Origin of the sequence: Streptomyces sp. NPDC058279 (assembly GCF_042881255.1) — a bacterium.
Taxonomy (GTDB): Bacteria; Actinomycetota; Actinomycetes; order Streptomycetales; family Streptomycetaceae; genus Streptomyces.
Map to the genome: position 1 here is coordinate 17,293 of NZ_JBHVYA010000015.1, position 13,011 is coordinate 30,303.

At 74.1% G+C, this 13,011-nt stretch carries 12 protein-coding genes and 1 pseudogene; 10 read left to right on the top strand and 3 right to left on the bottom strand.

From position 1 onward, the window contains the following. The 8 genes from ACFVXJ_RS24090 to ACFVXJ_RS24125 all read left to right on the top strand — a co-directional run bounded on the left by ACFVXJ_RS24090 (nt 1) and on the right by ACFVXJ_RS24125 (nt 7,302). Complete coding sequence (locus ACFVXJ_RS24090; RefSeq protein WP_389664582.1) at nt 1–483, top strand: cobalamin B12-binding domain-containing protein; 483 nt, start codon at nt 1–3, stop codon at nt 481–483. Further along, a complete protein-coding gene (locus ACFVXJ_RS24095; RefSeq protein WP_389664584.1) occupies nt 480–1,802 on the top strand; it encodes a methylaspartate mutase in 1,323 nt (440 codons plus the stop codon). Before ACFVXJ_RS24090 ends, ACFVXJ_RS24095 begins: the two co-directional genes overlap by 4 nt. 68 nt (nt 1,803–1,870) lie before the next feature. Beyond that, the gene (locus ACFVXJ_RS24100) at nt 1,871–2,854 is read left to right on the top strand and encodes an asparagine synthetase A (RefSeq protein WP_389664586.1); all 984 of its coding nucleotides are present in this window, start codon (nt 1,871–1,873) and stop codon (nt 2,852–2,854) included. Continuing rightward, nucleotides 2,851–4,140, top strand: coding sequence for a glutamate synthase-related protein (locus tag ACFVXJ_RS24105; protein ID WP_389664587.1), 1,290 nt, complete (start codon nt 2,851–2,853; stop codon nt 4,138–4,140). The genes ACFVXJ_RS24100 and ACFVXJ_RS24105 overlap by 4 nt, the downstream gene beginning before the upstream one ends. After that, entirely contained in the window at nt 4,137–4,499 is a 363-nt protein-coding gene (locus ACFVXJ_RS24110; protein ID WP_389664589.1) for a hypothetical protein, read from the top strand. Before ACFVXJ_RS24105 ends, ACFVXJ_RS24110 begins: the two co-directional genes overlap by 4 nt. A 98-nt stretch (nt 4,500–4,597) precedes the next feature. Continuing rightward, nucleotides 4,598–5,860, top strand: coding sequence for an MFS transporter (locus ACFVXJ_RS24115; protein ID WP_389664590.1), 1,263 nt, complete (start codon nt 4,598–4,600; stop codon nt 5,858–5,860). A 13-nt stretch (nt 5,861–5,873) separates the two neighbouring features. Beyond that, the gene (locus ACFVXJ_RS24120; RefSeq protein ID WP_389664592.1) at nt 5,874–6,596 is read left to right on the top strand and encodes a 4'-phosphopantetheinyl transferase family protein; all 723 of its coding nucleotides are present in this window, start codon (nt 5,874–5,876) and stop codon (nt 6,594–6,596) included. Nucleotides 6,597–6,987: 391 nt separating this feature from the next. Next, entirely contained in the window at nt 6,988–7,302 is a 315-nt protein-coding gene (locus ACFVXJ_RS24125) for a hypothetical protein (protein WP_389664594.1), read from the top strand. 15 nt (nt 7,303–7,317) lie between these two features. Here ACFVXJ_RS24125 and ACFVXJ_RS24130 read toward each other — a convergent pair whose 3' ends face one another. Both ACFVXJ_RS24130 and ACFVXJ_RS24135 read right to left on the bottom strand, forming a co-directional pair. After that, nucleotides 7,318–7,548 (bottom strand): hypothetical protein, encoded by a 231-nt coding sequence (locus tag ACFVXJ_RS24130; protein ID WP_389664596.1) that lies wholly within the window; start codon nt 7,546–7,548, stop codon nt 7,318–7,320. Between the two features lie 143 nt (nt 7,549–7,691). Then, complete coding sequence (locus ACFVXJ_RS24135; RefSeq protein ID WP_389664597.1) at nt 7,692–9,674, bottom strand: amino acid transporter; 1,983 nt, start codon at nt 9,672–9,674, stop codon at nt 7,692–7,694. A gap of 227 nt (nt 9,675–9,901) precedes the next feature. Between ACFVXJ_RS24135 and ACFVXJ_RS24140 the strand changes: the two genes are divergently transcribed. Beyond that, nucleotides 9,902–11,269, top strand: a complete 1,368-nt coding sequence (locus ACFVXJ_RS24140) for an MFS transporter (RefSeq protein ID WP_389664599.1) — start codon at nt 9,902–9,904, stop codon at nt 11,267–11,269. Here ACFVXJ_RS24140 and ACFVXJ_RS24145 read toward each other — a convergent pair. Further along, on the bottom strand, nt 11,210–12,091 hold the full coding sequence (locus ACFVXJ_RS24145; RefSeq protein ID WP_389664601.1) for a class I SAM-dependent methyltransferase: 882 nt from the start codon (nt 12,089–12,091) through the stop codon (nt 11,210–11,212). The two genes, ACFVXJ_RS24140 and ACFVXJ_RS24145, sit on opposite strands and share 60 nt — an antisense overlap. Before the next feature lie 298 nt (nt 12,092–12,389). Here ACFVXJ_RS24145 and ACFVXJ_RS24150 point away from each other — a divergent pair. After that, a pseudogene (locus ACFVXJ_RS24150) lies at nt 12,390–13,006 on the top strand (serine/threonine-protein kinase); the annotation flags it as partial. Between the last annotated feature and the right edge of the window lie 5 nt (nt 13,007–13,011).

Consider the following 13,011-nt stretch of genomic DNA (forward strand, 5'->3'; position numbering starts at 1 on the left):
ATGCGACGACGGAATATGAACATCCTGCTGACCGGAACGGCATCCGATTCCCATACCTGGAATCTCGTCTACCTCCAGCTCCTGCTGGAGGAGTCCGGGCACCGGGTCCACAACCTGGGCCCCTGCGTGCCGGACGACCTGCTCGTCGGCGTCTGCGCGGACCGGGACCCGGACCTCGTCGTGGTCAGCAGCGTCAACGGTCACGGCTACCGGGACGGACTCGGCGCGGTGCGGGCCCTGCGGGCCGCCGGGCTGACCGTGCCCGTCGTCATCGGCGGGAAGCTCGGGGTGGCCGGCGAGGTGGACCCGCGCCGGCGGGCACGGCTCCTGGACGCGGGCGTCGACGCCGTCTTCGACGACGGCGACATCGGGCGACTGCGCGCGTACCTGGGCTCCCTGGCCGGCACCCGCGTCGAGGTCCGCGTCGGTGCGGCTGCCGGCGTCAGCGTCGGTGCGGGTGCCGGTGGGCAGGCCGTCGCATGACGGCCGCCACGCTCGCCGCACCGAACGTGGCCAGGCTCTTCCCCACCGTCCCCGCCGGCGGCACCGCCTCGTTCGGCGCCTTCGTCGGCGCGTGCGCCGCCGCCGGTCAGCTCGTCGTCCAACCCCGGATGGGTTTCAGCGATCCGCGCCGGATGCGGGACGGCCTGGAGCGGACCAAATCCGCCGTCGCCACCACCGTCGGCACCCTCACCATCGACAGCTACACCCGGGTCGGCGCCCACGCCGCCGCACGCGCGGCCGTGGCCGAGGGGACCCCGCTCAACGGCTACCCGATCGCCACCCACCGCACCGAACGCACCCGCGCCCTCCTCGACGGGGTCCTCGACGCCGGCTTCCCCGTCCAGGTCCGCCACGGCTCCTCCCGCCCCGAGGCCATCGTCCGCGCGCTCACCGCCGTCGGACTGGACGCCACCGAGGGCGGCCCCGTCTCCTACTGCCTGCCCTACGGGCGGACCCCGCTGGCCGAGTCCGTGGACAACTGGGCCCGCTGCTGCGAACTGCTGGCGGCCCTGGCGCCGCCCCCGCGGACGCCCCACCTGGAGAGCTTCGGCGGCTGCATGCTCGGCCAACTCTGCCCGCCCGGACTGCTGGTGGCACTGAGCCTGCTGGAGGGCATGTTCTTCGCCCGGCACGGCATCCGGTCCGTCTCCCTCAGCTATGCCCAGCAGACCGATCCCGCCCAGGACACCGAGGCGGTGCGCGCCCTGGGCCGGCTGGCCGAGGAGTTCCTGCCGCCCCAGGTGGACCGGCACATCGTCCTCTACACCTACATGGGGGTCTTCCCGCACACCGCCCGCGGCGCCACCCGCCTCCTGGAGGCTTCGGCGCGACTCGCCGTCCGCTCCGGGGCGCAGCGGCTGATCGTGAAGACGGCCGCCGAGGCGCACCGCATCCCGACCGTTTGGGAGAACGTACGGGCGCTGGAGACGGCCGCGGCGACCGCCGCGCTGACCGAGCGACCCGCGCTGTCCGGGGATCCGGCGGACAGCGAGGTCTACCGGGAGGCGCGTGCCTTCGTGGAGGCCGTGCTGGATCTCGGCGAAGACCTCGGGCGCTCGCTGCGGACGGCCTTCGCGCGGGGCGTGCTGGACGTCCCGTACTGCCTGCACCCGGACAACGCGGGCCGCTCGCGCAGCTTCGTCGCCCCGGACGGGCGGCTGCGCTGGTCCGAGGTGGGCGCCATGCCGGTCGCCCGCACCGCCCTGCGCGCCGGCCGTGCCCCGCTGACCTCGGACGGGCTGCTCGCGGCCGTCCACGCGATGGCCCGGCGCTACGACGCGGACGAGGCCGCCGGGTGAACCGGCCCGCGCACGGCCCGTCCCGCCGCTCGACACCCCAACGCAACTCGCTCTCGACAGGAGTCGACATGGAGCTTCACACCCCTCCCCCGCTCGGTGAGCACCTGCGCTCGCCGCAGTTGCGCTCCGCGATGCTGGTCCAGCAGGAAGCCCTCCACGCTGCGCGGGAGTTCCTGCGCGGCGAGGGCTTCGTGGAACTGCTCCCGCCGCTGGTCGGCCCGGTCACCGATCCGGGCGGCCGGGGCGCCAAGGCCCTGGACGTCGACTACTACGGCGAGCCGTACAAGCTGATGACCAGCGCGATCCTCTACAAGCAGGCGTCGCTGCGGGGCTTCCCCCGACTGTTCTACATCGCGCCGAACGTGCGCGTGGAGCCGCCGGAGACCGCTTCAACCGGCCGACACCTCGTGGAGTTCCACCAGATCGACGTGGAGATGGCCGGCGCCACGCGCCACGACGTACAGGAGATCGTGGCAGGTCTGCTGACGCACGTCGTGGACCACGTGTGGGCGACGGCAGCGGACGTCCTGCGCGGACTGGGCCGCGACGAGACGGACTTCACCGAACTCCGGCAGGGCAAGTTCGACTCCCGCACCCACGAGGAGGCGGTGGCCCGCCTGATCGACCGGGGCCACCCGCAGAGCCCGGACGCGGAGATCGACTGGGCGGGCGAGAAGGTGCTCTCCCTGGAGGCCGACCGGCCGTTCTTCATCGACGACTACCCCAAGGGCTCACGCGGCTTCTACGACCGCGAGGATCCCGAACGCCCCGGTGTGCTGCGCAACTTCGACCTGATCGCGCACGGCGGGTACGGGGAGCTGGTCAGCGGCAGCGAACGCGAATCGGACTACGCGACGATCGTCACGCGGATGCGGGAGAGCGGCGAGAACCCGGCCAAGTACGCCTGGTACCTGGAGCTCGCCCGCGAGGGCATCGAGGCCAGTGCCGGATTCGGGATGGGCCTGCAGCGCCTGGTCCGCTTCCTCACCGGGCTCGACGCCCTGTGGCAGGTCAGCGCCTACCCGAAGCCGCCGGGGGTGATCGCGCCGTGAGCGGGGCACTGGACGCGGCGGGCTTCCCCGAGCAGGCGGTACGGGCCCGGGCCCGCGCGGGCACGGCCGAGGTGTTCCCGGCCGCGGACTCCTACGGTGCGCGCCTGTACGGGGCCGCGGCGCAGGAGCCGGCAGGGGACCCGCTGGACGAACTGCGACTCGTGCCGCCGGTGTTCATGCCGAGGCGGCTGGAGAAGCTGATCGAGCTGGGCCGCGAGCCCTCGTACGAGGACGTGGACCTGCGGACGGGCGTCGGTGGATTCGCCGCCGAACTGCCCCTCTACCTCTCGGCGTTCGGGTCCACCCGGGCGGGCAGCGGAGACCTCGGCGTGGCGGCCGGCCGACAAGCGGCACTGCTCGGGATCCCGATGGTGATCGGCGAGAACATGGTGCCGGTGCACGGGTACGCCCGCGGCGGCGACGGTACGCGGTCGGCGCTGCTGGAGCGGATCGCGGCGTACGCGGAGAGCGTCCCGGACGGGGTCGGCGGTGTGGTGGTGCAGCAGTCCACCGAGGACGCCGACTCGGAGGTCTGGAACCTCCTCTACAGCGACCCCGGCACCCGGACCCTGCGGGACTCCGGCCGGCTCGGCTTCGAACTGAAGGTGGGCCAAGGGGCGAAGCCCGGGCTCGGCGGGATGACGGTGGTCGGCGCCGCCGAAGCCGAGCGGCTGGCCGGGCGGTTCACCGTACGGGACCTGCTGGGCGACGGGGAGCGGCTGCTGCGTTGCGCGACCCCGGGCACCTTCACCGAGGAGATCGTCCGCCAGCAGCTCCGGTTCATGCGGAACAACTTCCCGCTGGCCCGCACCTGGGTCAAGTTCCACCCCGGCCGGGACATCGCCCGGGCCGCCGTCACCGCCTGGGCGGCGGGCGCCGACGCGGTGACGGTGGACGGCGCCGAGGGCGGCACCGGCTGGGCGCCCCGTGTCTTCCTCGACCAGGTCGGCCTGCCGCTCGGGGAGTGCCTGCGCCGCATCGGCCCCCCGGCCGGGAACCTGCTCGCCACGGGCCGGATCTGGGAAGGCGGCCGGGCCGTGCGGGCGCTGGCGCTCGGGGCGACGGCCGTGGGCCTGGGCCGGGCGGCGCTGCTCGCGGTGGACGAGGATCCGCGCGAGGGTCTGGTCCGGCTGGTGGGGGCGCTGGCCCTGGAGATCCGGCTCCTGGTGAGCGCCGTCGGCAAGTACCGGGCAGCGGATCTGGGGCCGGAGGACCTGTGGTCGCCCGGCGCCGCCGAACAGGGGGCGCCGGCCCCGGCGGGCGTCCCGACCGGGGCCCGGTCGTGACGGCCCGTCCGGTCCCCGCGCCCCGGCCCGGAGGGGGGCCCCGGCTGCGGCTGCGGTTGCGGCCGGGCGGCCGTTCCGGGGCCGCGACCCGACCCCGGCGCGGCCGGCCGGTCGGGCGCGGACCCCGCCTCGTCCGGGCCCGGTTCCGGCTCTCCGACCTCCCCGGAATCACGGTCACCCCCGCCGCCCCGGGCGCCGACGGGGCCGGCGCCGCCGCCTCGCGGGCCCTGACCCGGGCGGGGCTGGGCCACCTCGGTGGCCACCTCGTCCTGCGCGGCCCCGGCGGGCCGCCACGCGTCGCCGATCTGGCCCGGGCCGCGGAACGCGCCGTCGCCGTCGCCCTGCGGCGCACCCGCTGACCCGGCCCCGCCCCGTGGCCCCGTACCGCCCGAGCGGTCACATACCGCCCACGCGGTCCCGTACCGCTCACCCGTCCCTCACCGAGAACAGGTTGACCATGGAAACCCCCGTACAGACGCCCGCCGCGGCTCCCACCGTCCAGTGGGGCCGCGTGAGTTCCCTGGTCGGCGGCCAAGCCGCAGTCCAGCTCGGCAGCTTCGCGCTGCTCATCGCCATGAACTGGACCGCCGTCCAGCTCGGCGGTACCGGCGCGGTCACCCTGTTGACCCTGGCCGCCACCGTCCCCCGGGCCCTGATGCTGATCTTCGGCGGGGCGGTGGCCGACACCTTGGGCCCGCGCTTCGTCCTGCTGCGGACCACCTCCGCCCGCGTCGCCGTGCTCGGCGCCGGGGCGGTCGTCACCGCGACGACGCACCTGCTGTGGCCGCTGGTGGTGATCGCCTTGGTCGAAGGGGTCCTGCTGGGCCTGGCGGGACCCGCCTCCGGGGTACTGCTGCCGATGTTCGCCCGCGGTGACCAGCTCGCCCGGGCCAACTCGCTCTACTCCATGGTGCTCCGGGTCGCGCCGATCCTCGGCGCCCCGGCCGGCGCGTTCCTGATCACCGTCGGGGAGCTGTGGCTGGCGATGCTCGTCGGAGCCGTCACGGGCGCGATCTGGCTCGGCTGCCTGCTGCACGTCACGCACGGCTTCGCCCGACCCGCGCCCGAGCCCGGCGTCTCCCTGGTCAAGCGCTCCGGGGACGGCTTCCGGCTGCTGGCCCGCCACCCCCGGCTGCGCTGGATGTTCGTGGCGGCCCTGTGCCTGGACATGGCGTTCAGCTGGCCGGCCGAGGTGGCGCTGCCGCTGCTGGTCTCCGAACGCGGGTGGGGCGTCAGCGCGGTCGGGGTGGTCCTGGCGGCGTTCAGCGTGGGCGCGCTCGGCTCCAGCGCGGTCGGCGCGGCCATGGCGCACCGCATCCCGATGTTCGTACGGCTCGTCGTCACCGGCGCCGGACTGGCCGCGGGAATCCTGGTGATGGCCCTCATGCCGTCCGTGGTCTCCCTCACCGCGGTCGCCGCCGGCGTCGGCCTGCTCTCGGGCCTGAACGGGCCGGCCATCGTCACGCTGTACCAGCAGTCGGCGCCCGAGGAGCGGATGGGCGCCGCGATGTCGACGCTCTCCCTCGCCGGTATCGGCACGGCCCCGATCTCCATCGCCGTGTTCAGCTCGCTGTCCCTGGCCCTCGGCGTCCAGACCACCTGGCTGCTGTGCGGGGCCATCGCGTTCGTCTCGCCGCTCGCGGCCGTCCTGGCGCTGCGGCACCCCGCCAAGGCGGCGGAGCCGGCGCCGGTGCGGCTCCCCGTCCCCGCGGCCGTGTGAGGAGGTTCCCGCGATGAATCCGGGCACTGTTCACCTGCTCGTACCGACCCCGCTGTCGGGGCCGGGGCCGGGGCCGGGAGCGGCCGAGGCCGTGTTGGTGGCGGCGAGTCCGCAGTTGTGGCTCGTCGACACGACCGCCTACCGGGCGCACGCCTCCCGGCACGCCCCCGGCACCCTGGACGCCCAGGAACTGGCCCGCGCGGCCGAGTTCGTCCGGGCGGCGGACCGCGACAGCTACGTCTGCGCCCACGTGGCGCTGCGCCGGCTGCTCGGCGCCTACCTGGGCATGCCGGCGCGGGAGGTGGTCGTGGAACGGGCGCCCTGCACGCACTGCGACGAGCCGCACGGGCGTCCGGTGCTTCCGGGCGGGTCCCTGCACTTCTCCCTCTCGCACTGCACGGGGATCAGCCTGCTGGCCTTCGCGACCGCCCCGGTCGGGGTGGACGTGGAGGAGTTGGTCCTGCCCCAGTCGATCGCGGAGACCGCCGACGTCCTGCACCCGAGGGAGGCGGCGGAGCTCGCCGCCCTCCCGGCGGCGGACCGCTCCCTGGCCTTCACGCGGGTGTGGACCCGCAAGGAGGCGTACCTCAAGGGTCTGGGGGTGGGTCTGTCGGAGAACCCGGCGGCGGACTACGTGGGTTCGGGCCCGGTCCCGGCCCGCCTGCCGGGGTGGACGCTGACCGACGCCCTGGTCCCGGACGGCCACTGCGCCGCCGTGGCCCTGCGGGACCCGTGACCGGCGACGGCCCTGCCAGTACCCGTCACCCCGCATCGGTGATCAAGGCGACTGACGACGGCCGGAGTTCCCCGGCCCGCCGAGAGACCACCTCCCGGCCGCGGAGCCGGGCGGGCGATCCGGCCGTGGACGGTGACGCGGTCCGGGGGGTCCGGCCGGGAGGCTCCGGCGGGCTCGCCGCCCTGTGCTGCGTACGGGCCGGCCGGCCCCCCGGCCGTGGCGTCGCTCGCCGAGCGGTACGCGAGCACCCCCCTGCCGGCCGGCGAGACCGCCGTCGCCCCACGGGCGGAGTTCGCGACGTATGCGCAGGACAGCGCGGCCCTCTGCCACCGAGCGCGCCGACCACCCCTGGGGGGCGTGTCCGGTGGGACGATGAATCGTTTTCGCAGGCATGACGACGACGCACTCCTCGCCCACCACGGCGCGGCACCGGGCCGCGGACGACGGCGTCCGCAGCTTGTTCGTGCCGCGCCAGCCGTCGCACGCCGCCGGGTCCGCCCCGTTGTTCGACGAACTCGCCCGGGAGTGGGCGGCGCGCGGCGCCACCGTGCCCAACCGGCCGGACCCGACCTGGCTGCGGCTGGTCTCCTGGGAGCACTTCCAGCGCGAGACGGCCGCCACCATCAGGGACCTGCACCTGCGGGGCCCCGAGCCGACGCCCGGGCCCGCCATGCCGGACGGCCGTCCCCGCCGGCAGCGCGTGTGAGTCGGTGAAGCCCCGCTACGCCAGGGCGGCACCGCCGAGGGCAACGGCGTCCAGCTTGCCCGCCTTGGCGTCCTCGACCAGTGAGCCGAACTGGTCGGCGCTCATCTCCACGCGCTGCCCGAAGTCGTCGGTGATGACGATCCGCCGTTCGACGGGCGCGGTCTCGTCGACGAACAACTGCGGGCAACCACAGTCGCATTTGCCGCAGAACGTCGCCACGGGTTCCAGGGAATGGTTGTCGGTCACAGTGCCTTCCTTCCACATCCCGTCCGGCACACGGCCTCCCGCCACCGGTCACCAGGGACATGCCCGCACGGCGACCCCCGCAAGCCCCCGGGCCGAAGCACGGGGCGCGGTCGGCGTGCGCCCCGAACGCGCCCCGGTGGCCCTCAGTCGCCGACGTGGATGCCCGGGCGCCGGTCGGCGCGGGGTTCGTGCTTGCGGATGATCTCCCGGGTGACGGGCGCGGTGTCGCCCCGGCCGAGCAGGAAGTAGCGGAACATGTGCCGCAGCGGGCTCCCTTCCGCCCAGGCGAAGTAGCAGTGCGGCCGGACGCCGGTCGTATCGCGCAGGGCGAGGAGGATCGCGGCGATGGCGTTGGGCGCGGCCGGTGCGTCGGCCCGCAGGACGCGGTACCCGTCGACCTCGACACCGCGCACGGTGAGGGTCTCGCTGAAGTCGGAGGGGTCCACGACGTCGATCTCCAGGAACAGGACGTCGGCCGGTCCGGGGACCGGGTTGGTGCCGCGCTGCTCCCGTTCCTTGCCGGCGTACTCGTCCCGGTCCCCCGCCTCACGCCGGTTGGCGATGATGTTGATGGCGTTGTCGTGGGCGAGGGTGTCGGTGACGAATCGGCGCGCCGCGTCGTCGAAGACGATCCGGTCGGCCCGCAGTTCGGTGGTGCGCGAGACGCGGGAGACCAGGGACACGATGACGATGCCGGCGATGAACATCCCCGAGATGGTGATGCCGTCGGGCTTGTCGACGATGTTGGCGACGAGCGCGTAGAGCAGCACCGCGGTCAGTACCGCGAATCCCGCGGTCGCGGCCCGCCGGCGGCGGCGCAGGGCCGAGACGGTGACGGCGAAGGCGCCGGAGACCATCATGGCGAGGATGCCGGTGGCGTAGGCGCCGGCCTGGGCGTTGACGTCGGCGCCGAAGGCGATGGTGAGGGCGACGCACAGGACGGTGTAGACGAGGACGACGGGCCGTACCGCGCGGCCCCATTCGGGGGCCATCCCGTAGTCGGGCAGGTAGCGGGGCACGATGTTGATCAGGCCCGCCATGGCCGAAGCGCCCGCGAACCACAGGATCAGGATGGTGCTGATGTCGTAGACGGTGCCGAAGGCCTCGCCGACGTGTTCGTGGGCGAGCCAGGCCAGCGCACGGCCGTTGGCCGCGCCGCCGGGTTCGAACTCCTTGTGCGGGATGAGGACCGTGGTGACGAAACTCGCCGCCAGCAGGTAGACGCTCATCACGAGCGCGGCCGTGGTCAGGAGCTTGCGGGTGTTGCGGACCCGGGACCGCAGGCGTTCCTCGGGGTCGGCGCCCTCGGCCGCGACGAGCGGCATCATGCTCACGCCGGTCTCGAACCCCGACAGGCCGAGGACGAGCAGGGGGAACGCCAGCAGTGCCGGTCCGGCCAGGTCGCCGAGGCTGCCTCCGCCCGCGGCGAGGGCGTCCGTCCAGGCCGACCACGCGCCGGGGGTGGTGAACACGTCGACCGTGCCGACGCCGATGGTCACCGCGTTGAGGAGCAGGAAGACGGCGACCAAGGGGATGGCGACGCTGACCGCCTCGCTGAACCCGAGCAGGAACACGCCGCCCAGGAGCAGCAGCATCCCCACCGTGATGGCCACCTCGTGACCGTGGAGCGATTGGGGGAAGGAGGGGTTCTCCACGACGTGCACGGACGCGTCCGCCGCCGAGAGGGTGATGGTGATGACCCACGAGGTGGCGACGAAGCCCAACAGGACCAGTACGAACAACTTGCCGCGCCAGAAGGGCAGCAGGTCCTCCAGCATGGCCACCGAGCCGGCACCGTGCGGACTCTCCTTCGTCACCCTGCGGTACATCGGCAGCATGCCGAACAGGGTCAGTGCGACGATCACCAGCGTGGCCAGGGGCGAGACCGCGCCGGCCGCGAGCGCGGCGATCGCCGGTACGTAGGCCAGGCTGGAGAAGTAGTCGACGCCGGTCAGACACATCACCTTCCACCAGGCGTGCGGCTCGTTGTGCCCCTCGCCGGCCGCCGGCCCGACCGGCTGTACCCGGTGGCGCAGCAGCCACCGCGCCAGCCCTCCACTCGGTTGTGGTCGCAGGGCGGGGCTGTCCACCACTTCCGGCACGGCCAGTTCGTTCATTTCCTTCATGTCCCCCATCAACCCTTCCGGAGCGAGCGCGGAGCGCGGCCACCGTCGCGGCCACGTCTGCGCGACGATCACCGAGTATGCGGCCTGCCGCGCACGCCGCCCCGGGCGGGGGCGCTCCGGCGCCGGGAACCCGGGTTGACCCCCGCTCCGGGGTCTGCCTATACATCACCATGTCTTCGAACGCAGAGCCGCAGACCGTCGGTGACCCCCCGGAATCCGCGAAACCCGTGAGCCCCCTCCACCCCCCGGAATCCGCGCGATCCGCGCCCCCGGCCCCACGACCCCTCGGGAAACCGAGGGGTTTTCGCTTTTTCCTCCTGTCCAGGACGGTCTCCGCACTGGGTTCGTCCGTCACCGCGGTGGTCCTCCCCGTCCTGACGTACCAGCGGACGCGGTCGCCGCTCCTGCTGTCCCTCGTCGCCGCGTCGGGGACCCTTCCGTACCTGCTGTTCGGGCTGGTGGCCGGCGTGGTGGCGGACCGTGTCGACCGCCGTCGCCTGATGGTGGTCTCCGACGTGCTGAACGCCCTCTGCCTGGGCTCCCTCCCGGTGGCCGCCGCGCTCGGCCTGCTGACCGGGCTCCAGTTGATCCTGGTGGCTCTGCTGTCGTCGTGCCTGGCACTGTTCTTCGACGCCGGGGTGTACGGGTTCGTTCCCGAGACGGTGGGCAAGGAGAACCTCGCCCGGGCCAACGGCCTCGTCCACGGCGCGGAGTCCCTCGTCCGGATCACCGGCACGGCGGTCGCGGGCGTCCTGATGGTCCTGCTGGGCCCGGCCGACTCCCTGGCCGTCGACGCGGTATCCTTCTTCGCCTCGGCCCTCCTGATCGGGGCCGTCGTTCGCACGCCGGGCGGGAAGGCTCCGGCCCTCGGGCGGGCTCCGGCCGTCGACCGTCCCGGTGTCAGGGAGTCCGTCGCCGAGGGGCTGCGGTTTCTCGTGGGGCACCGGTTGCTGCGCACCATGACCGTGGTCGGCACGCTGCAGTCCTTCGCCGGCGGCGCCATCGTCGGCCAGCTGGTCGTCTACGCCGACCGGGTCCTCGGGCTCCACGGCACGGACGCGCGGATCGGATACCTGTACGCGGCGTGGAGCGCCGGCGGGATCGGCGGCGCGCTGCTCCTGCCCCGGCTGCGGCGCCGGCTGGACGCCTTCCGCGTCCTCCTGCCGGTGCTGCCGGCGGGGGCGCTGCTGGGGCTCGGCGTGGTGTCCGTCCACGACTGGCGGGTCGCGGTGCCGGCGCTCGCCCTGTGGGGCTCGGTGTATCTGGTGGTGCTGGTCAACACGATGACCTACGCGCAGGAGGTCACGCCGGCGGAGCTCCAGGGCCGGGTGAACACCACGCGTCGGATGCTCTCCTCGGGACTGGGCGTGCCGCTCGGCGCGCTGGTGGCGGGGGCCCTCACCGTACGCTTCGGTGTCCGTGTCGGGATGTCCACGGCGGTCGCCTCGGTCGCGTTGGCGGCGCTGCTGGTCTGGTCGGTGCGGGTGCGCCGGCTCGTACGGGGCCCTCGCCGCGTGGGTGGGGACGCGGCGGCCTCAGCCCGGCCGGGTGTCGGCGGCGGGCCGGCGGCCCCACGCGGTGATCATGCCGGGTGAGAGGGCGGCGCAGCCGGGAGAGTCCAGGTAGCGGATCGCCGCGTCGATGTCCGCGTCGTCCACCAGTCCCGTCCCGGTCATGGCTTCTCGGGCCCGGTCCCAGGTGTCCGCCCAGAACCGGCTCAGCGCGGAGCCGGGGACGAGCGGCGGGACGTGGATCTCGGCGGCCACGGTTTCCAGTCCGAGACCGCGCAGCAGGTGCGGGTAGCGCGGTGTCCAGGACACGTCGGTGCCGATGGTGTCGTGCAGGCCCTGCCACATGGCTTGCACGGCCCGGCTGTACGGGCTGGGGGGCGCGGTGTCGGAGGCCGGATCGATCGCGTCGCTGAGGACCAGCAGCCCGCCGGGGAGCAGCAGTTCACGCAGGCGCGCCATCAGTCGGTAGCGGGTGGGCAGGTGCATCAGCACGAAGCGGGCGTGGACCAGGTGGAACCGCCCGGGATCGAAGCCGGGGTCGGTGAGGTCCGCCTCCAGGAAGTCGAGGCCGGGCCGTGGGTGGGCGGCGAGGAAACGGGTGTCACGGTCGACCGCCAGCACCCGCGTGACACCGAGTTCCCCCAGCAGGCGCCGGGCCACGCTGCCCGTGCCGGCCCCCACGTCGAGGCAGGTCCAGCCGGGCCCCGCTCCCAGCTCCCGCAGCCGGGCGATGGTGGTGTCGTCGTAGGCCAGCGCACCGAGGTCGATGCGCTCGTCCTCGCCGGCCTGCCCGGGCCGGAACACCGCCTCGCCGTACCGGCCGGAGCCGGGCTCGGGGCCGGGGAGGCCGGGGCCGGGGTCGGGGCCGGCGGAGCCCGCGGGTGTTCCACCGTCGGTCGGATGCATGCGCCCACCGCCTCCCGTGCCCGTCGGGCGGGACGCCCGAAAAAGCCCGTTGCTACCAGTATCGACCACGCGGGCGGGGAACGCGGCGGGGAGACCGCCGCCGGGCCGCGCAACCCCGGGGCCGGGCCACGTACCCCAGAGGTCAGGGGAAGCGTTTCGGATACGCTCGCCCGGCACATGGAGATCGACGAGCGGGGGCTTGGACATGGCGGCGGGCACGGCACCGGAGCAGTTGCGGGGGGACGATCCCCGGGAGATCGCCGGATACCGGCTGCGGGCACGGATCGGCGAAGGCGGCATGGGGACCGTCTACCTCTCGCACACGCGCGGCGGTCAGCCCGTGGCGCTCAAGGTGATCTGCCGCGAGTTCGGGCGGGAGCCGGACTTCCGTCGTCGCTTCGAGCAGGAGGTGCAGGCGGCCCGGCGCGTGCGGGGGTACCACGTCGTCCCCGTCGTCGACCACGACACGAACGGTGAACTGCCCTGGCCGGCATCGACGTTGTGCCCGGCCTCGCGCTCCACGACGCGCTCGCCGGATACGGGCCGCTGCCGCAGGCCGTCTTCCAGCTCGTCGGATGCATCGCCCGCGCCTTGAGCGCGATCCACTCGGCGGGAGTCGTCCACCGCGACCTCAAGCCCGGCAACATCCTGCTGGGCGCCGACGGCCCCTACGTCATCGACTTCGGGATCGCCCGGGCCGCGGACGCCACCCAACTCACCCACTCGGGACGGTTGGTCGGCACCCCCCAATACATGTCACCCGAGCAGGCGCTGGGCGAGCGCGTCGGGCCGGCCGGCGACGTGTTCTCGCTCGGCCTGATCGCGGCGGTCGCGGCCACCGGCCGGCACCCCCACGGCGACGGCGGCGCCATCACGCTCGCCGCGCAGATCGCCAACACCGCTGTACGGCCGCCATGCTG

Coding starts and splice junctions, on each gene's coding strand:
- ACFVXJ_RS24135 (WP_389664597.1), bottom strand. CDS start 9,674: ATGAAGGAAATGAACGAACTGGCCGTGCCGGAAGTGGTGGACAGCCCC.
- ACFVXJ_RS24115 (WP_389664590.1), top strand. CDS start 4,598: ATGGAAACCCCCGTACAGACGCCCGCCGCGGCTCCCACCGTCCAGTGG.
- ACFVXJ_RS24095 (WP_389664584.1), top strand. CDS start 480: ATGACGGCCGCCACGCTCGCCGCACCGAACGTGGCCAGGCTCTTCCCC.
- ACFVXJ_RS24145 (WP_389664601.1), bottom strand. CDS start 12,091: ATGCATCCGACCGACGGTGGAACACCCGCGGGCTCCGCCGGCCCCGAC.
- ACFVXJ_RS24100 (WP_389664586.1), top strand. CDS start 1,871: ATGGAGCTTCACACCCCTCCCCCGCTCGGTGAGCACCTGCGCTCGCCG.
- ACFVXJ_RS24120 (WP_389664592.1), top strand. CDS start 5,874: ATGAATCCGGGCACTGTTCACCTGCTCGTACCGACCCCGCTGTCGGGG.
- ACFVXJ_RS24090 (WP_389664582.1), top strand. CDS start 1: ATGCGACGACGGAATATGAACATCCTGCTGACCGGAACGGCATCCGAT.
- ACFVXJ_RS24125 (WP_389664594.1), top strand. CDS start 6,988: ATGACGACGACGCACTCCTCGCCCACCACGGCGCGGCACCGGGCCGCG.